At 68.3% G+C, this 20196-nt stretch carries 22 protein-coding genes; 6 read left to right on the top strand and 16 right to left on the bottom strand.

Annotated features, from left to right (window positions below):
• Positions 1-119 precede the first annotated feature (119 nt).
• The 5 genes from H6900_01730 to H6900_01710 form a co-directional block, all read right to left on the bottom strand.
• The gene (locus H6900_01730) at positions 120-539 is read right to left on the bottom strand and encodes a GNAT family N-acetyltransferase (GenBank protein MCC0071988.1); all 420 of its coding nucleotides are present in this window, start codon (positions 537-539) and stop codon (positions 120-122) included.
• A gap of 128 nt (positions 540-667) precedes the next feature.
• A complete protein-coding gene (gene tsaB / locus H6900_01725) occupies positions 668-1252 on the bottom strand; it encodes a tRNA (adenosine(37)-N6)-threonylcarbamoyltransferase complex dimerization subunit type 1 TsaB (protein ID MCC0071987.1) in 585 nt (194 codons plus the stop codon).
• Entirely contained in the window at positions 1242-1799 is a 558-nt protein-coding gene (locus tag H6900_01720) for a NifU family protein (protein MCC0071986.1), read from the bottom strand. The genes tsaB and H6900_01720 overlap by 11 nt, the downstream gene beginning before the upstream one ends.
• Before the next feature lie 111 nt (positions 1800-1910).
• Entirely contained in the window at positions 1911-2243 is a 333-nt protein-coding gene (locus H6900_01715; protein MCC0071985.1) for a PilZ domain-containing protein, read from the bottom strand.
• Positions 2244-2252: 9 nt separating this feature from the next.
• On the bottom strand, positions 2253-2540 hold the full coding sequence (locus H6900_01710) for a PilZ domain-containing protein (protein ID MCC0071984.1): 288 nt from the start codon (positions 2538-2540) through the stop codon (positions 2253-2255).
• Positions 2541-2710: 170 nt separating this feature from the next.
• Here H6900_01710 and clpB point away from each other — a divergent pair, with 170 nt between their 5' ends.
• Both clpB and H6900_01700 read left to right on the top strand, forming a co-directional pair.
• Entirely contained in the window at positions 2711-5329 is a 2619-nt protein-coding gene (gene clpB, locus H6900_01705) for an ATP-dependent chaperone ClpB (protein MCC0071983.1), read from the top strand.
• Positions 5330-5506: 177 nt separating this feature from the next.
• Complete coding sequence (locus tag H6900_01700; protein ID MCC0071982.1) at positions 5507-5986, top strand: hypothetical protein; 480 nt, start codon at positions 5507-5509, stop codon at positions 5984-5986.
• A gap of 2 nt (positions 5987-5988) precedes the next feature.
• Here H6900_01700 and H6900_01695 read toward each other — a convergent pair whose 3' ends face one another.
• A complete protein-coding gene (locus H6900_01695; protein MCC0071981.1) occupies positions 5989-7140 on the bottom strand; it encodes a PLP-dependent transferase in 1152 nt (383 codons plus the stop codon).
• A 129-nt stretch (positions 7141-7269) separates the two neighbouring features.
• On the opposite strand from H6900_01695, the gene H6900_01690 reads away from it, so the two are divergent.
• On the top strand, positions 7270-7731 hold the full coding sequence (locus tag H6900_01690) for an Lrp/AsnC family transcriptional regulator (protein MCC0071980.1): 462 nt from the start codon (positions 7270-7272) through the stop codon (positions 7729-7731).
• A gap of 107 nt (positions 7732-7838) precedes the next feature.
• Positions 7839-8633: a dioxygenase gene (locus H6900_01685; GenBank protein ID MCC0071979.1), complete on the top strand. Its 795-nt coding sequence runs from the start codon at positions 7839-7841 to the stop codon at positions 8631-8633.
• Positions 8634-8636: 3 nt separating this feature from the next.
• Here H6900_01685 and H6900_01680 read toward each other — a convergent pair whose 3' ends face one another.
• Together H6900_01680 and H6900_01675 are read right to left on the bottom strand one after the other, a co-directional pair.
• Positions 8637-10547: a DUF4139 domain-containing protein gene (locus H6900_01680; GenBank protein ID MCC0071978.1), complete on the bottom strand. Its 1911-nt coding sequence runs from the start codon at positions 10545-10547 to the stop codon at positions 8637-8639.
• Positions 10548-10729: 182 nt separating this feature from the next.
• The gene (locus tag H6900_01675; protein ID MCC0071977.1) at positions 10730-10993 is read right to left on the bottom strand and encodes a hypothetical protein; all 264 of its coding nucleotides are present in this window, start codon (positions 10991-10993) and stop codon (positions 10730-10732) included.
• A 296-nt stretch (positions 10994-11289) separates the two neighbouring features.
• Here H6900_01675 and H6900_01670 point away from each other — a divergent pair, with 296 nt between their 5' ends.
• Positions 11290-13089, top strand: a complete 1800-nt coding sequence (locus tag H6900_01670; GenBank protein MCC0071976.1) for an ATP-binding cassette domain-containing protein — start codon at positions 11290-11292, stop codon at positions 13087-13089.
• On the opposite strand, the gene H6900_01665 is transcribed toward H6900_01670, so the two are convergent.
• On the bottom strand, positions 13090-13965 hold the full coding sequence (locus H6900_01665) for a 3-hydroxybutyryl-CoA dehydrogenase (GenBank protein MCC0071975.1): 876 nt from the start codon (positions 13963-13965) through the stop codon (positions 13090-13092). It lies immediately after the preceding gene.
• Positions 13966-14216: 251 nt separating this feature from the next.
• Here H6900_01665 and H6900_01660 point away from each other — a divergent pair, with 251 nt between their 5' ends.
• On the top strand, positions 14217-14780 hold the full coding sequence (locus tag H6900_01660) for a hypothetical protein (GenBank protein ID MCC0071974.1): 564 nt from the start codon (positions 14217-14219) through the stop codon (positions 14778-14780).
• Positions 14781-14853: 73 nt separating this feature from the next.
• On the opposite strand, the gene H6900_01655 is transcribed toward H6900_01660, so the two are convergent.
• The 7 genes from H6900_01655 to H6900_01625 all read right to left on the bottom strand — a co-directional run bounded on the left by H6900_01655 (position 14854) and on the right by H6900_01625 (position 20168).
• Positions 14854-15780, bottom strand: a complete 927-nt coding sequence (locus H6900_01655) for an electron transfer flavoprotein subunit alpha/FixB family protein (GenBank protein MCC0071973.1) — start codon at positions 15778-15780, stop codon at positions 14854-14856.
• Positions 15780-16541 (bottom strand): electron transfer flavoprotein subunit beta/FixA family protein, encoded by a 762-nt coding sequence (locus H6900_01650; protein MCC0071972.1) that lies wholly within the window; start codon positions 16539-16541, stop codon positions 15780-15782. The genes H6900_01655 and H6900_01650 overlap by 1 nt, the downstream gene beginning before the upstream one ends.
• A 148-nt stretch (positions 16542-16689) precedes the next feature.
• Complete coding sequence (locus H6900_01645; GenBank protein ID MCC0071971.1) at positions 16690-17262, bottom strand: cob(I)yrinic acid a,c-diamide adenosyltransferase; 573 nt, start codon at positions 17260-17262, stop codon at positions 16690-16692.
• Positions 17263-17270: 8 nt separating this feature from the next.
• The gene (locus H6900_01640; GenBank protein ID MCC0071970.1) at positions 17271-17477 is read right to left on the bottom strand and encodes a twin transmembrane helix small protein; all 207 of its coding nucleotides are present in this window, start codon (positions 17475-17477) and stop codon (positions 17271-17273) included.
• Positions 17478-17551: 74 nt separating this feature from the next.
• Positions 17552-18388, bottom strand: a complete 837-nt coding sequence (locus H6900_01635; protein ID MCC0071969.1) for an SDR family NAD(P)-dependent oxidoreductase — start codon at positions 18386-18388, stop codon at positions 17552-17554.
• Complete coding sequence (locus H6900_01630) at positions 18388-19791, bottom strand: sigma-54-dependent Fis family transcriptional regulator (GenBank protein MCC0071968.1); 1404 nt, start codon at positions 19789-19791, stop codon at positions 18388-18390. The genes H6900_01635 and H6900_01630 overlap by 1 nt, the downstream gene beginning before the upstream one ends.
• Positions 19788-20168 (bottom strand): Hpt domain-containing protein, encoded by a 381-nt coding sequence (locus H6900_01625; protein ID MCC0071967.1) that lies wholly within the window; start codon positions 20166-20168, stop codon positions 19788-19790. Before H6900_01625 ends, H6900_01630 begins: the two co-directional genes overlap by 4 nt.
• Between the last annotated feature and the right edge of the window lie 28 nt (positions 20169-20196).

Below are 20196 nucleotides of genomic sequence, written 5' to 3'. Positions count from 1 at the left end.
CGCGGTTGAGCCGATGTTTCGGTTCATCATCACTCTAGGTCCACAGGGGTCGAGGCCGTCAAGCAAATTTTACCAAACGGACAAGTAAAGGGAATCGTCCGGCCGAGGCAGGTTAAATCTCAGGCGAGAGACTTGCAAAGGATCAATGCAGCGACAGCGGGCTGCCCCGGGGTCCGGTAGTATCCGGGGCGGCGGCCGCGCGCGGTCCAGCCGCTGGCGGCATAGAGCGCGCGCGCGGCGGCGTTGTTCTCGGCCACCTCGAGAAAGGCACTGTCGGCGCCGCGCTGGCGGGCGCTTGCGGCGAAGCGGGCCAGAAGGGCGCGCGCCAGACCCTGGCGGCGATGCGCGGGGTCGGTCGCGAGGGTCAGCAGTTCGGCCTCGCCGGCGATGACCTGGCCCAGGGCAAAGGCGCGCCCCTGGGCGTCGGCTTCCAGAAAGACATGAGGGCGGGCCAGCAGCGCGGCGAAGCTGGCGGCGCTCCAGGGGGGGGGCGCGACAAAGGTGCGGGCGTGCAGCGCGGCGAGCGCATCGGGGGTCATGGGTCGCTGTAGCCTGCGCCGGGGTTCGGGAAAAGCGGAAAGGGGCGGGTTTCGCCCTCGGCCGGACGCAGTCCCTGCGTCAGCCCTCGGGCGAGGGGGCGCGGCGCTGAAGCGCCGCGCGGGGCCGGTCAATCCAGCAGCGGGGGTGGCGCCTCGGACGCGGGGGCGGCATCGGCCTCGCGCAGGTAGGTCGGGGCCGGGCGCGGCTGCGGGGTCAGGCGCCGGACCTCGGCCAGGCGGGCGATGGCGACGGCGAGCGGGTGGGCGGGCGGCGCATGGTCGGTGCCGATCGCGGTGGGGGGCGCGGCGTCGGTCAGCCGCGGGGTGCCGCCGGGGTCCCGCACCCAGGTCTGGCCGCGCAACGCCGGCACCGTCACCGGCAGCGCGGGCCCGTCGAGCGCCAGTGCGTCGAAGGTGGTCACGCCGATGGCCGGAATGCCCAGTCCCAGCGCCAACCCGCGCGCCGCGGCGACGCTGATGCGGATGCCGGTGAAGTTGCCCGGGCCGGTGCCGACGCCGATCGCGGCGAGGTCGGACCAGGCGCGGTCCGCTTCGGTCAGGACCTCGGCCAGGAAGGGCAGCAGCGCCTCGCCCTGGCCGCGCGGCATTGACAGGTGGCGATGGGCGAGCGTCCGCCCGCCACCGATCACGGCGGCCGCGATCCAGCCGCCCGAAGTATCGAAGCCCAGGACCGTGCCGCTGTCAGACGGCAACCTGGCGCACCTCGGTCACCTCGGGGATGTAGTGGCGCAGCAGGTTCTCGATGCCCATCTTCAGCGTCATCGTGCTGGAGGGGCAGCCGGCGCATGCCCCCTTCATGTGCAGATAGACCACGCCCCGGTCGAACCCGTGAAAGGTGATGTCGCCCCCGTCTTGGGCCACGGCCGGGCGCACGCGGGTGTCGAGCAGTTCCTTGATCTGTTCGACGATCTCGCCGTCGGGGCCGTCCTGCTGCGCATGGGCGGATTCGGCCTCGCCCTCGATGGCCGGACGGCCGGACTGGAAATGCTCCAGGATGGCGCCCAGGATCGACGGCTTCAGATGCGCCCAGTCGATTCCGTCGGCCTTGGTCACGGTGATGAAATCGGCGCCCAGGAACACGCCGGTGACGCCGGGCGCGGCGAAGATCGCGCTGGCGAGGGGCGAGTTGCCCGCGCCGCCCGCGTCGGGGAAATCGGCGGTGCCGCGGCCCAGGACATCCTGCCCGGGCAGGAATTTCAGCGTGGCGGGGTTCGGGGTGGATTCGGTCTGGATGAACATGGACGGCCTCCGTTTCAGGGGGATATGCGGCCGCACCGGAGGCAAGTCAAGGAAACGCGGTGTCGCGGGGCCTGTGGGTGGTGTCGGGCCGGGGGGAGGACACCGGGACGCTCAGCGCAATTCGCGGGCCCGGGCCACGGGCGCGCTGCCATGGAACCCGCGATGGCCGGCGGTCTTGCGGACCACGGCGATGGTCCGGGCGTCCAGCGGGCGTGCAAAGTTCACCCCGAAGGTGCCACCCCGTGCCCAGCGGACCACCGCCTCACGCGGCAGGCATCCGGGGCCAAGCAGCACGGTCAGCCGGTCGCCGGTCTGCGTGGACAGGGGGCCGGCAATCCGCGCGCCGTGCTGGCTGACATTGACCATGAGCCCCTGGACCCGTTGCGAGCCAGTCGCCAGGTCCACGGGGTGTTGGCAGGGATAGCGCCATTCGCGATATTGCATCGTGCCCCCCTATTGCAGCAGCCGCGAGCCGAGGATCGCGGCGATGGCGCGCGGGCTGAGCGGTTGTTCGAACATCAGCCCGCAGGTGTCGTCGAAATGCCAACGGACATGGGCGACGTGCGAACCGCCCTGGCAGTGGATCTCGATCGGGTCGCCCACGCGGACCATGCGGTCGGGCACGCCCAGCAGACGGGCGCCGCCCGCGGACAGGTTGCCGATCGTGGCATCGAAACCACCGCCCGGGGATCGGACCTGGACCAGAACCCGCGACGGCAGGCGGGGTGCGCGTTGCAGCATGAGGTGTCTCCATTCGCGTTTGGGACAGAGTGCCGACGGAAGGTTGCCCGAGGGTTAACAACCCCTCTTGATGGCGGAAATTTCGCCCCCACATAAGGATCGAGGCCCGCAAGGGGCACGCGCCGATGGTCGGGCGTGCCGACGGTCGGGCGCTTGGAATGGAGAGCACGATGAACCTTGAAAAGTTCACGGAACGGGCGCGCGGGTTCCTGCAGGCCGCCCAGACGATCGCCGCGCGCGAACAGCACCAGCGGCTGACCCCCGAACATCTGCTGAAGGCCCTGATGGACGACGACCAGGGCATGGCGGCCAACCTGATCCGCCGCGCCGGCGGTGCGCCCGAGCGGGTGACGCAGGCGGTCGATCTGGCGGTGGGCAAGCAGGCAAAGGTCTCGGGCGACGCGGGGCAGGTCTATACCGACCAGAGCCTCGTGCGAGTTCTGGACGAGGCCGAGAAACTGGCCCAGAAGGCCGGCGACAGCTTTGTTCCGGTCGAGCGGGTGCTCATGGCGCTGGCCATGGTCAAGAGCCCGGCCAAGGATGCGCTGGACGCGGGCGCGGTTTCGGCGCAGGCGCTAAACGGCGCGATCAACGATATCCGCAAGGGCCGGACGGCGGACAGCGCCTCGGCCGAGGACAATTATGAAGCCCTGAAGAAATATGCCCGCGACCTGACCGAGGCCGCGCGCGCGGGCAAGATCGACCCGATCATCGGCCGCGACGAGGAAATCCGCCGCACGATGCAGGTGCTCAGCCGCCGGGGCAAGAACAACCCGGTGCTGATCGGCGAGCCCGGCGTCGGCAAGACCGCCATCGCCGAGGGGCTGGCGCTGCGCATCGTCAACGGCGACGTGCCCGAAAGCCTGCGCGACAAGACCCTGATGGCGCTGGACATGGGCGCGCTGATCGCGGGCGCCAAGTATCGCGGCGAGTTCGAGGAACGCCTGAAATCCGTTCTGAAGGAGATCGAGACGGCGGCGGGCGACATCGTGCTGTTCATCGACGAGATGCACACGCTGGTTGGCGCGGGAAAGTCGGACGGCGCGATGGACGCGGCCAACCTCATCAAGCCGGCGCTGGCGCGGGGCGAGTTGCACTGCATCGGCGCGACCACGCTGGATGAATACCGCAAATATGTGGAAAAGGACGCGGCCCTGGCCCGCCGGTTCCAGCCCGTCTTTGTGGCCGAGCCCACGGTCGAGGACACCGTGTCGATCCTGCGCGGCATCAAGGAGAAATACGAGCTGCACCACGGCGTGCGGATCGCGGATTCGGCGCTGGTGGCGGCGGCGACGTTGTCGCACCGCTACATCACCGACCGTTTCCTGCCGGACAAGGCGATCGACCTGGTGGACGAGGCGGCCAGCCGTCTGCGGATGCAGATCGATTCCAAGCCCGAGGAACTGGACGCGCTGGACCGCGACATCTTGCAAAAGCAGATCGAATCCGAGGCGCTGAAAAAGGAAGACGACGCGGCCTCGCGCGATCGGCTGGACAAGCTCGAGGCCGAGCTCAGCGAGTTGCAGCAGCAATCGTCGGAGTTGACGGCCAAGTGGCAGAACGAACGCGACATGCTGGAAGCCGCGCGCGGGTTGAAGGAAAAGCTGGAAAAGGCGCGGATCGACCTGGACACCGCCAAGCGAACGGGTGACTTCGCCAAGGCGGGCGAGCTGCAATACGGCACCATTCCGGGGCTGGAAAAGCAACTGGCCGAGGCCGAGGCGCGCGAAGCCGAGAAGCTGGTGGGCGACGCGGTGCGGCCCGAACAGATCGCGGAAGTGGTGGAACGCTGGACCGGCATCCCCACGACCAAGATGCTGGAGGGCGAGCGCGAGAAGCTGTTGCGCATGGAAGAGGGTCTGCACAAGCGGGTCATCGGCCAGGATGCGGCGGTGCGCGCGGTGGCGAACGCCGTGCGGCGCGCGCGGGCCGGCCTGAACGACGAGAACCGTCCGCTGGGCAGCTTTCTGTTCCTGGGCCCGACCGGCGTCGGCAAGACCGAGCTGACAAAGGCGGTGGCCGAGTTCCTGTTCGACGACGACAGCGCGATGGTCCGCATCGACATGTCCGAGTTCATGGAGAAACACGCGGTCGCCCGGCTGATCGGGGCGCCTCCGGGGTATGTTGGCTATGAGGAAGGCGGCGTCCTGACCGAAGCCGTCCGTCGCCGCCCCTATCAGGTCGTGCTGTTCGACGAGGTGGAAAAAGCCCACCCCGACGTGTTCAACGTGCTGTTGCAGGTGCTGGACGACGGCCAGTTGACGGACAGCCACGGGCGCACGGTGGACTTCAAGCAGACGCTGATCGTGCTGACCTCGAACCTGGGCTCTCAGGCGCTCAGCCATCTGCCCGATGGGACGGACACCGCCGAGGCCCGCAGCCATGTGATGGAGGCCGTGCGCGCCCATTTCCGGCCCGAGTTCCTGAACCGGCTGGATGAGACGATCATCTTCGACCGGCTCAAGCGGGCGGATATGGACGGCATCGTCGAGATCCAGCTCAAGCGGCTGACCAAGCGGCTGGAAGCGCGCAAGATCGTGCTGGATCTGGACCCGGGTGCGCGGACTTGGTTGGCGGACAAGGGCTATGACCCGGTCTATGGCGCCCGTCCGCTGAAGCGGGTGATCCAGAAGTATCTCCAGGACCCGATGGCGCAGATGCTGTTGAGCGGCACGGTGCTGGATGGCGCGACGGTGCCGGTCACGGCCGGCCCCGAGGGGCTGATCATCGACGGCCACGCCAGCAGCGCCGCCGACGACGACCAGCCGCGCATGAAGGTCGTGCACTGATCCCAGGTCCCGGGGGGGCGCCCGCCACGGCGCGGCGCCCCCCCGGACTTCGCGGTCATCCGGGGCCCCGCCGCAATCCGGCCCCGGTGCTTTCGCAACTTTGACACACTTTGCCGTCAGCCTGACCGCGCCGCCAATATTTCCGGCGAGCGTGTTGCGATTTCGGGTAGGCAAATCATGGCAAGTGTCCTGGACAAGGCGAAAGACTTTCTGACGGATAACAGTGGTGCCGTGACCGTGGACTGGGTGGTCCTGACGGCCGCGGTCTCGGGTCTCGGGCTGTCCTCGGCCGTGGCGGTGCGCGGTGGGGTCGGGGACCTGGCCACCGATATCCAGGCCGCGTTGAGCAACGCCTCGGTGGCGCTGATTCTGCCCGGCACCGACCCGAACGCCGATCTCGACCTGTCCTCGGCCGCCGGCTACGCCAACCAGACCTTCTATTTCTTCACCCCGGCTGGGGTGACCAACTGGTATAACAACAACGTCAAGACCTTGTCCGACGCCGACCTGTTGGTCGCGCTGGATCAGCGCCGCGCCTACATGGAGGCCGAGCTGGCCATGGGCCCCAACGACGCGCCCAGCTATGGCGAGCCGTGGGGGCATACCGACATGTACAACCTGACGCGCTGGGAAGCCGCCTATCGTGGCCTGATCTGAGGTCAGCCGCGCGCCGCGGCGCGCAGCGCCTCGTCCAGGTCGTCGAACAGGTCGCCGGTGTCCTCGATGCCGGTGGACAGGCGCAGCAGATCGGTGGGGCAGGGCGAGCCCGCCCCCTCGATCGAGGCGCGGTGTTCGATCAGGCTTTCCACGCCGCCCAGCGACGTCGCGCGTTTCCACAGCCGCACCCTGGCCGCGGTGGCGATGGCCGCGCCCTCGCCGCCCGTCAGCCGCAGCGACAGCATGTAGCCGAACCCGCCCGTCATCTGCCGCGCGGCGATGTCGTGCCCGGGGTGTTGCGGCAGGCCGGGATACAGCACCTGCGCGACCATCGGATGCGCCGCCAGACGCTGCGCCAGCGCCATGGCCGAGGCCGACTGCCGTTCCTGGCGCACATGCAGCGTGCGCATCCCGCGCGCCAGAAGATAGGCCTCGAACGGGCCCAGGATGGCGCCCCGGTTGTGCCGCGTCGCCTTGATCCGCTCCCACAACGCGCTGTCCTCGCGCGCCGCCAGAACCCCGGCGATCACGTCGGAATGCCCGTTCAGCACCTTGCTGGCCGAATGCATGACAATGTCGGCGCCCAGCGTCAGCGGGCGGGTATGCACCGGCGAGGCGCAGGTCGAATCGACCGCCAGCCGCGCGCCGGCGGCATGGGCGATCGCGGCGGCGGCGGCGATGTCAGTGATCGTCCACATCGGGTTGGACGGGGTTTCGATCCAGACCAGCCGCGTGCGCCCGGGCTGCACGGCGGCCCGCAGCGCATCCAGGTCGTCGGTTTCCACGAATTCGACCGACAGGCCCCAGCGCGTCGCCTCGGTCGCCAGCCAGTTGCGCAGGCCCCAATACATCACCCGCGAGGCCACCACATGGTCCCCAGGCGCCAGCGATTCGAACACCGCGACCGCCGCCGCCATGCCCGAACCGAACAGCAGCGCGCCGGCCGGCGCCTCTTCCAGCATCGCCAGCACCGCCTCGGCCTCGCGCACGGTGGCGTTGTGCGGGCGGGCGTAGATGTAGCCCGAGGAATAGCCGTTGTCCTCGTCCCGGATGTAGGTCGTCGCCACGTGGATCGGCGGCACCACGGCGCGCGTCAGCGGGTCGATATGGCCCATGGCCTGGGCGGTCAGCGTGCGTTTGTTCCAGTCGGTCATGGGCGGTCCTGTCGCGGGCGGAAAGGCACCGTGCCCAACCGCGTCGCGCGGATCTTGCGCGAAATTGCCTGGTTGTTTTCACCGATTTTCGCTATGAATTGGCGAAATGCGCCTTTGATGGGGTCCAAAATGGCGAAATCCGTCGCGCTCGATCGGTTCGACCACGCGCTTCTGGCCGAGATGCAGCGCGACAACCAGACCTCGGCCCGGGTGCTGGCGGACCGTGTCGGTCTGTCGCAAAGCGCGGTTCTGCGCCGCCTCAGACGATTGCGGGCGGAACGGATCATCACGGCCGACATCTCGGTGGTGAATCCCGAATATCTGGGCGCGCCGGTCACCGTGTTCGCGCTGGTTTCGCTGGACCACGGCGCGCGCACATATGCCGATTTCGCCCGGAAACTGCGCGGCCGGTCCGAGGTCAAGCTGGCCTCGTATGTCACGGGGGATGCGGATTTCGTGCTGACCTTGCGGTTGGAAAGCATGGCGGCCTATGCGCAGTTCGCGATCGAGGTGTTCCACGACGACCCGAACGTGTCCGAGTATCACACCTATGTCGCGATGCGCGAAATGGTGGGACCGGGCGCCTTGTGACGGGGCGGGCCGGACCTCGCGGCGATGCACAGAACCTGTGCGCGGGGGCGCGTTTTCCGAATCGCGCGGCGGGCCGATATTCGTGGTGACCGAGACAGGAGCGTCCGATGACCCGACTTCCCACCTATTTCATCTCGCACGGGGGCGGCCCGTGGCCCTGGTTGGCGCCGATGCGCCGGCAGTTCGTGACCCTCGAAGCCTCGCTCAAGCGGATGGTCGTGGACCTGCCCGAACGGCCGCGCGCGGTGCTGGTGGTGTCCGGCCACTGGGAGGACGACGCCTTTGCCGTCATGGGCGCGGCGAATCCGCCGATGGTCTATGATTACTATGGCTTCCCGCCGGAGACCTATACCATCACCTATCCGGCACCCGGCGCGCCCGATCTGGCTGCCCGCACCGCCGATCTGATCGCCGCCGCCGGCCTGCCGACGCGGATCGACCCGACGCAGGGGTTCGATCACGGCACCTTTGCGCCGCTCTACATCATGTTCCCCGATGCCGATGTGCCGGTTTATCAGGTCTCGTTGCGGAAGGGGTATGCGCCGCTCGAGCATCTGCGCCTGGGGCGCGCGCTGGCGCCCCTGCGTGACGAGGGGGTGATGATCGTCGGATCGGGGCTGAGCTATCACAACCTTCGGCAGTTCGGACCGGCGGCGCGGGTGCCCAGCGAGGCGTTCGACGCCTGGCTGAGCGAAACGCTGGATGCCCCGCCCGAGGTCCGCACGCCGCGCATTCTGGACTGGGAACGCGCCCCCTACGCGCGGGCCTGCCACGCGCAAGAGGATCACCTGGTGCCCCTGTTCGCTGCGCTGGGCGCAGCCGAGGGCGGTGCCGCCACCCGCATCTATCACGATGTGGGCCTGATGGGCGGCGTCACCGCGTCGAGCTGGCGCTTCGACTGATCGTCAGGCCCCGATCAGCGCGGCGATCTGGCGGTGCAGGTCCTGAACCCGTTGCACCGCCGCCTCGCTGGCGGCCTGGGCAGCGGCGATCTCGGCGTCGATGGCATCCACACGGGCGCGACGGTCGCGGTTGGCCTGGCTGTCGTCGCCCAGTTGGACGATCAGGTTGACCAGGCGCTGTTGCTCACGCTCCAGCGTCTGGACGCTTTGCGCCTGGGTGCGCTGGTCCTCTTGCGCGACGGTGATCTGGCCCCGCAGATCGGCAAGCTGGCGCAGCGTTTGGGTCACCCGGGGATCGACCGAGCGCCCCTGCCAGTAGGCCAGCGTGTTGGTGTCGATGTCCATCAACCCCACGCGCCGGGTGCGCGGCTGGCGTTCGGTCACCGTCAGGCTGTCCCGCCCGCCGGCCGCGACATGCACCACCCAGCGCCAGGCGTCGGGGCGTTCCTCGGGGCCGGTGGCGGAGCTGACGGTCCAGCCGTCGCGCCGCGGATGGTCGATGGTGATGTCGCGCGCGGCCCCGGGGGCGCCCTCGATGCGATAGGTGGTGCGCTGTTCCAGGTCCTCGGTCACATAGAGCAACCCGTTCGACAGCCGCATCTCGCGCACGGTTTCGGTGCCGGTGTTCTCTTCGCGCACCTCGACCGCGGTGTCGCGGGCAAAGGTGACGGTTTCGGTCGCGCCGGGGGCCATCTCGGGGATCATCGCGTCGCCCGCGTGCCCGCGCCCGTCCTCGTAGAGGGTCAGCACCCCGGCGGGCAACCTGAGGGGCAGCGGGTTTTCCAGCGACAGCGCGATGGTCGGGTGCAACTCGCCCGAGCCGCCGCGATACAGCGTGAGCCGCGCGTCGGGCAGCAATTCCGACAGGAACGGCACGCTCATCATCTGGCCGGCTGCCAGCGTCACGGGGGTGTCCAACGTGAAGCGGCTGAAGCTGTCGCCGTCGTCGGCCGTCACGCCGACGCTGGCGGCGCTGTCGGCCATCATCGGTGCGGGCGCGGCCTCGGCCATGGCAAGCGCGCCGGCGCGATAGCTTGTGGCCGCCACCATCGGCGCCGCGACGGCATCGTCAAGCGCCTGTTCGCGCTGGGCATAGCGGCGTTCATAAAGTCGGGCGGAAATCGCCCGAACAGACCCGGTGGCCAGCGTCAGCCGCACCTGGTCCCAGTCGGCGCCGGTGGTGTTCTCGACCACCGCCCAGCCAATCAGCCGGATGCCGTCGGACGTGTCCACCGCGCGCCACGCGGTGCGCCACAGCGGCGCGTTTTGCAGATAGACCAGGTCGAGGTCGCGTTCGCTGTGATCGGCGCTGTCCAGTGTCACCTCGACCCGCCGGGGATTGGCCGAGCCGCGCCAGGCCCTGAGCGCGGCGGTCAGGGTCTGCTGATCCGTCGCGTCCGCGAATCGCACCCCCAGCGCGTCATCCATGACAAAGCTGTGCAGCGTGCCGTCGTCGCCCTGCACCGTCAGCACGTTCTGCGGCCCGTTCTCGCCGGGGCGCTGGGTCACGCCCATGTTCAGCCCGGACCAGGATTCGCCGCGCCGCTCGACCGTCACGGGCGCGCCGATCATCGCGGCGAACAGGCGGGCCGGGTCGGTCACGTCCTGCGGGCCAAAGGGGAAATGCGCAAAGGCGTCGTCGAAGCTGCCGGGCCCGGTCATCGTGACCGAGGGCACCGACCCCGCGGGATCGACCACCCACAAGCTTTTCAGAAAGTCGTCGATGTCGCCCCGGGCGATCGACAGGCGGATCGGGTCGCTGCCCAGGTGACCCGTCGCCTCGATCATGGCAAGGCCGGCGGTGGACAGGGTGACGCCGCGGATCGTCGTTTCGGCGTTGAGCGGCAGGGCCAGCGCCAGGGTTCCGGCGGACAGGATCAGGGCGCGGCGGAAACGGGTCAGGGGAAAGGGCATGTGCGAACTCCGGTCTGGAATGTCCGCAGCATGACCGGGCGCCCCACGCCGGGCAAGCCGGGCGCGATCACCTGTTTGCCATCGGCGCGTGAACCGGCGGAAAAAGGCCGGGCCCGTTGCCGGGCCCGACCTCACTGACACGCGACGCTCCCGTGCGCATACGGACACTTGCTACGCGAAACTCATTTGACCTTGCGAATTTCGCCAGGTTCGAGCCGGGACAGACAGCTGTTCCGCTCAGGTTTCACCACCGGCATCAAAAGGTAAAGGCCAACGATGATCACAACCCTCATCGCGAACAACGCCGCGTCCGGAAAATCCGGCACCGCGCCCATCGAAGCGCCGCGCGGACGAAGACGCGGAACATCGGCTTGAAGGCCGGTTCCTTGCCCTTGCCGAACCGATACCTCCAGGCCTTGGGGCGACAATGGCGCCCATGGGGTCATGGCCGACCTGTTCGTCAAAGCCGGCGACGATCGGTTTTTCATTGCGTTCCCCCCACGGCTTGCGCGGATTTTACCAAGTCCGGTCCAAACAGACCGCCGGCGCCGGGAATTTTCCGGAATCCGTGCGGGGATACGGGGAATCGCCGATGGATGTGCGGCAATCCGCTGCACTGTTCGATGAATATTCGCCAATGCCGGTCGTTGCGCGTGAAATGTTCGATGGCTCGCGGCGCGGCGTCCCGTCGCGGAGTGCTTGCCCCTTGCTGCCCGTGGGCCTAAACGGCAAGGCGACTCCTATGGAAAGGCGCGCCATGACCGACGTTTCGCAGGCCCAGGACAGGGCCACTTCGCGCAGGATGGGTTCGCTGTCCGGTTTGTGGCCCTTTCTGCGGCCCTACCGGGGACTGCTGTTCGGGGCGCTGGCGTCGCTGGTGCTCACGGCCTCGGTGTCGCTGGCGCTGCCGCTGGCGGTGCGCCGGGTGGTCGATGGCTTCGGCTCGGGCGAGTTGCAGTTGCTGAACGAATACTTCGTCGCCGCGCTGGCGCTGGCGGGCTTGTTGGCGCTGGGCACGGGGCTGCGTTACTACATGGTGACGCGGCTGGGCGAACGGGTCGTCGCCGACCTGCGCGAGGCGCTGTTCGCACGCGTTATCGCCATGTCGCCGGCGTTCTTCGAACGGATCATGTCGGGCGAGGTGCTGTCGCGGCTGACCACCGACACCACGCTGATCCAGTCGATCGTCGGCTCGTCGGTGTCGGTCGCGCTGCGCAACGTCCTGATGCTGCTGGGCGGGCTGGTGCTGCTGGCGCTGACCTCGGCCAAGCTGACCGGACTGGTGCTGCTGCTGGTGCCGGCGGTGATCGTGCCCATCGTCACGCTGGGCCGGCGGTTGCGCACGCTGTCGCGCCAGAACCAGGACTGGATCGCCGCCAGCAGTGGCCACGCGGCCGAGGCCCTGTCGGCCGCGCAGACCGTGCAGGCCTTTACCCACGAGGGGCAGTCGATCGCCAGCTTTACCACGGTCACCGAAAAGAGCTTTGACATCGCGATGACGCGCATCGCCACGCGGGCGGTGATGACGGTGGTCATCATCGCGCTGGTGTTCTCGGGCGTTGTCGGGGTGTTGTGGGTCGGCGCGCTGGATGTGCGCACCGGCAGCATGAGCATCGGCGAACTGGTGCAGTTCGTCATCTATTCCGTGCTGGTCGCGGGTTCGGTCGGGGCCTTGAGCGAGATCTGGGGCGAGTTGCAGCGCGCCGCCGGGGCGACCGAGCGGCTGGTCGAACTGTTGCATGCGACGGACGCCGTGCAGGACCCGGCGACCCCGGTTTCCCTGCCGGCCCCGGTGCGGGGCGCCGTCGCGTTCGAGGGCGTGCGCTTTCACTACCCCTCGCGGCCCAGGCAATCGGCGCTGGACGGCGTCAACCTGACAGTCAATCCGGGCGAGACGGTGGCCCTGGTCGGCCCCTCGGGGGCCGGGAAATCGACCATGATCCAGTTGCTCCTGCGCTTCTACGATCCGCAAGAGGGGGCGATCCGCCTGGATGGCACCGACCTGCGCGACCTGACCCGCCGGGATCTGCGTGGCGCGGTCTCGCTGGTGCCGCAGGACCCGGTGATCTTTGCCACCTCGGCGCGCGAGAACATCCGCTTTGGCCGTCCCGACGCGACCGATGCCCAGATCGAGGACGCCGCCCGCGCCGCCGCCGCGCATGATTTCATCGCCGCCCTGCCCGAGGGGTATGAGACGCAACTGGGCGAACGCGGCGTGATGCTGTCGGGCGGCCAGAAGCAGCGCATCGCCATCGCCCGCGCCATCCTGCGCGACGCGCCCGTGCTGCTGCTGGACGAGGCCACCTCGGCCTTGGACGCGGAAAGCGAGCGGTTGGTGCAACAGGCGGTGGAACGGCTGTCGCAGGGCCGCACCACACTGGTGGTCGCGCACCGTCTGGCAACCGTGCGCAAGGCCGACCGAATCGTGGTGTTCGAGGCCGGCCGCATCGCCGCCGAGGGCACGCACGCCGAACTGGTGGCGCAAGGCGGGCTCTACGCGCGCCTTGCAAAGCTGCAATTCACCGATGGCGACGAGGGCTGATTACCGGGTGGGAACGGGTGTCTCGCCCCGATAGTCATAGAAACCGCGCTTGGTCTTGCGACCCAGCCAGCCGGCCTCGACATATTTGGTCAGCAGCGGGCAGGGGCGGTATTTCGTATCCGCCAGCCCGTCGTGCAACACGTTCATGATGGCCAGGCAGGTGTCCAGGCCGATGAAATCGGCCAGTTCCAGCGGGCCCATGGGGTGGTTCGCGCCCAGTTTCAGCGATTCGTCGATGGATCTGACGCTGCCGACCCCCTCGTAGAGGGTATAGACGGCCTCATTGATCATCGGCATCAGGATCCGGTTGACGATAAAGGCTGGAAAGTCCTCGGCCGAGGCGGCCGTCTTGCCCAGCTTTTCGACCACCGCCAGCAGGGTTCGGTAGGTCTCTTCGTTGGTGGCGATGCCACGGATCAGTTCGACCAGTTGCATCACCGGAACGGGGTTCATGAAATGGAACCCCATGAAGCGTTCGGGCCGGTCGGTGCGGCTGGCCAGCCGCGTGATCGAAATGGACGAGGTGTTCGAGGTCAGGATCGTTGTCGGCTTCAGATGCGGCAGCAGATCCTCGAAGATCGCTTGCTTGACCATCTCGCGTTCGGTCGCGGCCTCGATCACCAGATCGGTCGGACCGACATCGGCCAGCCGGGTCGTGGTGCGGATGCGCGCCATCGCCGCATCCTTGGCCTCGGCGCTGAGCTTTCCGCGCTGAAGCTGGCGGTCCAGGTTCCGGTCGATCAGAGCCAACGCCTTGGACAGGGCCTCGTCCGAGATGTCGTTCAGAATGACCTCGAACCCCGCCAGGGCAAAGACATGGGCGATGCCGTTGCCCATCTGCCCCGCACCCACGATGCCCACAACCTTGATGTCCATGCCTGTCCCTATCGTCTGCCCGCCTGCTCGCTCAGGCGACCTTATGCGCCCGGCAGCGGGCGGCGCAAGTCCCCCTCGGTCCTGGGGCGGCTGGTAAGAGGATTGTAAGTTTTTGGCGCAACAATGGTGCCGGGTGAAAATTTGGGAAGGGTGCCATGCAACAATGTCTGCATGACCACGCCGGCGGACGTTTGGGTCCGTCCGTGCACAGAGGCGTGCCTTGTCACGCGCCGATCCGGCACAGGGCGCTGATGCTGATCGGCCCGCGCAGCAGCGCGCGTTTGACGCCGGCGGTTACGGGCCGGGTGCTGGACCGGCTATTGGTGCCGTCCGCGCAGGTCGAGGGGGTTGACATGCACCTCGGGGACCCCGAGCTGGCGCAACGCGCGGAAGAGGCGCGCGGCTTTGTTCTGGTGTTGCCGCCGCTGGGGAATCTGTCGAATCCGTTCTATTCGGTGCACCCGCGCCGCAACGACCGATTCGTCGCCGCGCGTCCGGCGCTGAAGGCGCTGTTTCCCGATGTGGATTTTGCCGCCATCGCCTTTACCGGCCATGCGCTCGGGACGCTGGCCGGAACCTGCCCCGACCGCTTTGCCGAAGTGCGCAAGGTTCTGGCCGCGCTGTGGGTGACGCGGATGCGGCTGCTGCTGGAACGATTGCCGGTCAAGGGCGTGTTGATCGACCTGCCGTCCCCGGGTTGGCTGCCCCGGCCGCCGATCCCGGGCGAGGGGCGCCGCCGCCTGGCGGTCAACCCCGAGGACCGGATCGCGGCGGCCGAGGCCCTGCGATTCCGTCTGGGCGGTCGCCGCCCGTGAAACGGCAACGGCCCGCCATGGGGCGGGCCGTCAGGTTCGTGCCGGATGGGCGATTCTGCCCGTCCGCGGGGTTTTACAGCTTGCCGGTCAGTTCCGGGACCACGGTGAACAGATCGCCCACCAGGCCATAATCGGCGACCTGGAAGATCGGCGCTTCCTCGTCCTTGTTGATCGCCACGATGACCTTCGAGTCCTTCATCCCCGCCAGGTGCTGGATCGCGCCCGAGATGCCGACCGCAACGTAAAGCTGCGGCGCCACGACCTTGCCGGTCTGGCCGACCTGCCAGTCGTTCGGCGCAAAGCCACTGTCCACCGCCGCGCGCGAGGCGCCCACCGCCGCGCCCAGCTTGTCCGCCAGCGCCTCGATGATGCGGAAATTCTCCTCAGAGCCGACGCCGCGACCGCCCGAGACCACGATCTTGGCCGAGGTCAGTTCCGGCCGGTCCGAGGCCGCGACCTTGTCCTCGATCCAGGACGACAGGCCGGGGTTCGCCGCCGCCGGGACGCTCTCGATCGCCGCTGCCGCCTGCTCGCCCGCGGCCTCGAAGGTCGAGGTGCGGACCGTCAGGACCTTCACGCCGTCCGACGATTTCACCGTCTGGATCGCGTTGCCGGCATAGATCGGGCGCTCGAACGTGTCGGCATCGACGATGCCCGAGACATCCGACAGCACCATCACATCCAGGAGCGCGGCGACGCGCGGCAGCACGTTCTTGGCGTCCGTCGTCGCGGGCGCGACGATGTGCGAATAGCCGCCCGCCAGCGCGACGATCAGCGCCGCGGTCGGTTCCGCAAGCCGGTGACCCAGCGTCGCGTCCTCGGCCACCAGAACCTTTGCCACACCGGCGATGGTCGCCGCGTCCGCACCCGCGGCCGCGGCCGAGGCCCCGGCGCACAGCACGGTCACGTCACCCAGTTTGCGGGCGGCCGTCACGGCCTTGGCGGTGGCGTCGCGCGACAGCGCGCCGTCGGTCACTTCACCCAGCAGAAGAACGGCCATCAGATCACCCCCGCTTCGTCTTTCAGTTTCGCGATCAGTTCGTCCACCGAACCGACCTTCACCCCGGCCTTGCGCGCGGCAGGCTCCGAGGTCTTGACCACGCTCAGCCGCGGCGTGACATCGACGCCGTAGTCGGCGGGCGTCTTTTCATCCAAGGGCTTCTTCTTGGCTTTCATGATGTTGGGCAGCGAGGCATAGCGCGGCTCGTTCAGGCGCAGGTCCACGGTGATGATCGCGGGCATCGCCACCTCGATCGTCTGCAGACCGCCGTCCACCTCGCGCGTGACCTTCGCCTTGTCGCCGGCGATCTCCAGCTCGGACGCAAAGGTGCCCTGCGACCAGCCCAGAAGCGCCGCCAGCATCTGGCCGGTGGCGTTCATGTCATTATCAATGGCCTGCTTGCCGGCCAGAACCAGACCCGGCTGTTCCTCTTTGACCACGGCGGCCAGCAGCTTCGCCACCGCCAGCGGCTCGATGTCCTGGTGCACGTCGTCGGCGGCCACGATCAGGATCGCCCGGTCCGCGCCCATCGCCAGCGCCGTGCGCAGCGTCTCCTGCGCCTGCTTCACGCCGATCGACACCGCCACGACCTCGGTCGCGACGCCTTTTTCCTTCAGCCGGATGGCTTCCTCGACCGCAATCTCGTCGAACGGGTTCATCGACATCTTCACGTTCGCCAGGTCCACACCCGACCCGTCCGCCTTCACGCGGACCTTCACGTTGTAGTCGATCACCCGCTTCACGGGCACCAGAACTTTCATCGGCGACATTCTCCCTTGCTCGCGGCCCTCGGGCGGACCCCAGGGCGGATTGGATGCTGACCCGTTTCCTAGCGTCTCTGCGGCGCGGAAAACAGGGGAAAAACGACACTCAGCGCCATGCGGACGCCGCGTCGGGACCGCGTTAGCGTCAACGATTGGCGCCCGGCACCCACAGCACATCGCCGGCGCCATTGTCGTTGGCGACGCGGCTGGCAACGAAGAACCAGTCCGACAGGCGATTGAGGTAGCGCACCGCGGCGGGGGTCACGTCGCCCTCGCGGGCCAGAGCCACGGCCATACGCTCGGCCCGGCGCGAGACGGTGCGGCACAGGTGCAACGACGCGGCCAGGGGCGTGCCGCCGGGCAGCACGAAGCTGCGCAGCGGCGCCAGTGCGGCGTTCATCGCGTCGATTTCGGCTTCGAGCCGGTCCACCTGGGCATCGGTCATGCGCAGGGGGGGATAGTCGGCGGCGGCATCGGCGGCCAGATCGGGGCGGCAGAGGTCCGCGCCCACGTCGAACAGGTCGTTCTGGATGCGGGCCAGCGCGGCGTCCATGTCGCCGGTGCTGTGCTGTCGCGCCAGGCCGACAGTCGCGTTGGTCTCGTCCACGGTGCCGTAGGCTTCGACGCGCGGCGCGTCCTTGGGCACGCGGTTGCCGTTGCCCAGCGCGGTTTCGCCCTTGTCGCCGGTGCGGGTGTAGATCTTGTTCAGAACGACCATCGGACCGATCAGCCCCTGTGCCGCAGATAGGCAAAGGCGACGATGACGACCACCGCCACGAACTGCGCGCCCAGCCGCCAGCGCATGATCTTGTTGGCGTTGCGCCGGTTGAATTCGCCCCCCCGGGCAAAGCTGCCGACGCCGAACAACAGGATGCCCAGCACCACCAGCGACAGGACGGCAGCGAGGATGAACAGCGGATCGTTGAGTAGCATGGCGCCCTCCGTTTGGTTGCCCCTGACTTAACGCCCCGGTGTCAGAAAGCCAGTGGCAAGTTCGTCGCGCCCCCTCATTGCCGCGACAGAATTGCCAGAAGCGTGCGCTCGGGCAGCAGGCGGACAGCCCAGGCCATCAGCGCCGCCGGCACGGTCACGGTGTAGCGCGGGCGCGGGTTCGCGGATTCGATCGCCTTGACCAGCACCCGGGCGACGGACTCGGGGCCCAGTTCCCAGCGGTCTTTGGGTCCGCCCTGATAAAGCCGCTGCAACAGGCTGCCCTCATACTGCGCGCGGCGCGGGCTGTTGCGCCAATCCACCCAGCGTTCGAAATGCGGGATCGAATTGACGCGGATTTTCGACGCGACGGGACCAGGCTGGATCAGAACCACCTTGATCGGCGTGTCCGACAGTTCCAGTTGCAGGATGCGGCTGAGCCCCTCGATCGCGAATTTCGACGTGCCGTAGGCGCCGCGCCAGCGGTAGGGGGTGTAGCCCAGGACGCTGGAGTTCTGCACGATCCGGCCATGGCCCTGCGCACGCATCACCGGGATGACGCGGCGGGTCAGTTCGTGCCAGCCCAGCACGTTGACCTGCAAGATCTCGCGCAGGGCGCCGGTCGGCAGATCCTCGACCGCGCCGGGGCAGGCGTGGGCGCCGTTGTTGAACAGCGCGTCCAGCCGACCGCCGGTCGCCTGAAGCACGGCGTCGATCCCGGCGGCGATGCTGGCCTCGTCGGCGTAGTCGATGCGCGGGGCCTCGAACCCCTCGGCGGTCAGGCGGTCGCAATCGGCCTGCTGACGGCACGAGGCAAAGACCCGCCAGCCGCGCGCGCGCATGGCATGGGCACAGTGATACCCGATCCCCGAGGAACACCCGGTGATGAGCAGCGAACGGCGCGTGTCGGACATCATCCCTCGTCGGCTTTGGCCCAGGCTTCGCGTTTGCGATAGAGGGTCGAGGCCGAGACGTCCAGTTCCCGCGCCGCCTTGGGCACGGAATCGCCGTGGCGGGCCAGCGCATCCTCGATGACGATGCGCTCGATCTGCGCCAGCGTGCGGCCGGCCAGGTCCCCCAGCGACAGCCCGCTGCGTTCCCCGGCCGCGGGGGCGGGGGCGGCACGGATCGCCAGCAGATCGGGCGGCAGCATCTCGGGCGTGACGTGGGGGCCGTCGTTCAGCACCACGACATTGCGCAGCACGTTGATGAGCTGCCGCACGTTTCCGGGCCAGGGCAGGGCGCGGAACAACTCGCGCACGCGCGGCGACAGGCCCTGGAAGTCATGGTTTTCCTCGCGCCCCATTTGCGAGATCAGCGCGTCGGCGATCTCGTTCACGTCGTCGCCGCGGTCGCGCAGCGGGGGCAGGTGGATCGGAACCACATGCAGGCGGTAATACAGGTCCTCGCGGAACCGGCCGCGGCGGACCTCCTCGGCCGGGTCGCGGTTGGTGGCGCAGATGATCCGCACGTTCACCTTGCGCGGGCGCGTCGCCCCGACCGGCGTGATGGTCGAGGTTTGCAGGAACCTGAGCAGCTTGGTTTGCAGGTTGAGATCCATTTCGCAGATCTCGTCCAGGAAAAGCGTGCCGCCGTCCGCCGCCGCCGCCGCGCCCAGCTTGTCCGAGATCGCGCCGGTGAAGGACCCGCGCAGGTGGCCGAACACCTCGGATTCCAGCAGGTCCACGGGGATCGCGCCGCAGTTCAGCGCCACGAACGGGCCGCTCGCGCGGGCCGAGGCCTGGTGCACCGCCTCGGCGCAGAGTTCCTTTCCGGTGCCGCTTTCGCCGGTAACAAAGACCGTTGCCATCGACCGCGCGACCGAGCGGATCTTTTCATAGACCGCCTGCATCGGTTCGGAATGGCCGATGAACGGGGGCAGGACCTGCCGCGCGGGGGCTTCGCCACGCGGCGCGTGAAGCGGCTGCGGGCGATGGCGCAGCGCCTTGCGGGCGTTCTCGACCGCGGCGATCAGGCGCTGGTCGTCGAACGGCTTGACCAGGAATTCATGCGCCCCGGCGCGCATCATTTCAACGGCCTTGTTGATCGAACCGTTGGCGGTGATGACGATGACGCAGGTGCGGGGCTCGGCCACCAGCAGGTCCTGCATGACATCCAGCCCGGCGCGGTCCGGCAGCATCAGGTCCAGCAGCACGATCGAGGTTTTCAGCCGCTGAAAGGCGGCCGTCCCCTCGGCCGCGGTGCCGCAGGTTTCCACGGTGAACCCGGCGCGGTTCAACGCGGCCTTGTAGATCATCTGCAACGAGGGCGTGTCCTCGATCAGCAGGATCGTGTCCGATGTCAGTGGCTTGGTCATGCCGCAGGGGGTTCCCCGGCGGCGGAATCGAGACAGGCAAGCACGGCCTCGATCTCATGCAGGACGGGGGTGACGATCGCAGCGCGTGCCGCGGCGCCCAGGTTTTCCGCGCGCGCATCCAGCGCCCGCGCCAGATCGGTGAGCCGCCCGGCCCCGACCGTCGCCGCAAGCCCCTTCAACTCGTGCGCGGCACGCCCGACGGCGGCGCCGTCCGGTCCCAGAACCGCCTGATGCAGTCGTTGAAAGTCGGCGCGCAACTGCGCGCACAGCGCCCGGCGCAACGACGAATCCCCCATGGCGAACAGACGTTCCAGAACCGCCTTGTCGATGGCGGGAGGGGTCCGTCTGCCGGGATCCATTTCGAACCAATCATCCATATGTTTGTTTGGAATCACACCATTAACT

This window comes from Rhodobacter sp., assembly GCA_020637515.1.
GTDB lineage: Bacteria > Pseudomonadota > Alphaproteobacteria > Rhodobacterales > Rhodobacteraceae > Pararhodobacter.
Note: the sequence above shows the minus strand (reverse complement) of the source record. Positions and strands in the feature narration are given on the sequence as shown.

Bases quoted from the DNA above. Each gene is read 5' to 3' on its own strand.
- H6900_01715 (MCC0071985.1), bottom strand. From the start codon at position 2,243: ATGCAATATCGCGAATGGCGCTATCCCTGCCAACACCCCGTGGACCTG.
- H6900_01650 (MCC0071972.1), bottom strand. From the start codon at position 16,541: ATGAAAGTTCTGGTGCCCGTGAAGCGGGTGATCGACTACAACGTGAAG.
- H6900_01625 (MCC0071967.1), bottom strand. From the start codon at position 20,168: ATGGATGATTGGTTCGAAATGGATCCCGGCAGACGGACCCCTCCCGCC.
- H6900_01635 (MCC0071969.1), bottom strand. From the start codon at position 18,388: ATGTCCGACACGCGCCGTTCGCTGCTCATCACCGGGTGTTCCTCGGGG.
- H6900_01655 (MCC0071973.1), bottom strand. From the start codon at position 15,780: ATGGCCGTTCTTCTGCTGGGTGAAGTGACCGACGGCGCGCTGTCGCGC.
- H6900_01675 (MCC0071977.1), bottom strand. From the start codon at position 10,993: ATGACCCCATGGGCGCCATTGTCGCCCCAAGGCCTGGAGGTATCGGTT.
- H6900_01660 (MCC0071974.1), top strand. From the start codon at position 14,217: ATGCTGATCGGCCCGCGCAGCAGCGCGCGTTTGACGCCGGCGGTTACG.
- H6900_01640 (MCC0071970.1), bottom strand. From the start codon at position 17,477: ATGCTACTCAACGATCCGCTGTTCATCCTCGCTGCCGTCCTGTCGCTG.
- H6900_01720 (MCC0071986.1), bottom strand. From the start codon at position 1,799: ATGTTCATCCAGACCGAATCCACCCCGAACCCCGCCACGCTGAAATTC.
- H6900_01710 (MCC0071984.1), bottom strand. From the start codon at position 2,540: ATGCTGCAACGCGCACCCCGCCTGCCGTCGCGGGTTCTGGTCCAGGTC.
- H6900_01645 (MCC0071971.1), bottom strand. From the start codon at position 17,262: ATGGTCGTTCTGAACAAGATCTACACCCGCACCGGCGACAAGGGCGAA.
- H6900_01665 (MCC0071975.1), bottom strand. From the start codon at position 13,965: ATGGACATCAAGGTTGTGGGCATCGTGGGTGCGGGGCAGATGGGCAAC.
- H6900_01730 (MCC0071988.1), bottom strand. From the start codon at position 539: ATGACCCCCGATGCGCTCGCCGCGCTGCACGCCCGCACCTTTGTCGCG.
- H6900_01695 (MCC0071981.1), bottom strand. From the start codon at position 7,140: ATGACCGACTGGAACAAACGCACGCTGACCGCCCAGGCCATGGGCCAT.
- clpB (MCC0071983.1), top strand. From the start codon at position 2,711: ATGAACCTTGAAAAGTTCACGGAACGGGCGCGCGGGTTCCTGCAGGCC.
- H6900_01690 (MCC0071980.1), top strand. From the start codon at position 7,270: ATGGCGAAATCCGTCGCGCTCGATCGGTTCGACCACGCGCTTCTGGCC.
- H6900_01685 (MCC0071979.1), top strand. From the start codon at position 7,839: ATGACCCGACTTCCCACCTATTTCATCTCGCACGGGGGCGGCCCGTGG.
- H6900_01700 (MCC0071982.1), top strand. From the start codon at position 5,507: ATGGCAAGTGTCCTGGACAAGGCGAAAGACTTTCTGACGGATAACAGT.
- H6900_01670 (MCC0071976.1), top strand. From the start codon at position 11,290: ATGGAAAGGCGCGCCATGACCGACGTTTCGCAGGCCCAGGACAGGGCC.
- H6900_01680 (MCC0071978.1), bottom strand. From the start codon at position 10,547: ATGCCCTTTCCCCTGACCCGTTTCCGCCGCGCCCTGATCCTGTCCGCC.
- H6900_01630 (MCC0071968.1), bottom strand. From the start codon at position 19,791: ATGACCAAGCCACTGACATCGGACACGATCCTGCTGATCGAGGACACG.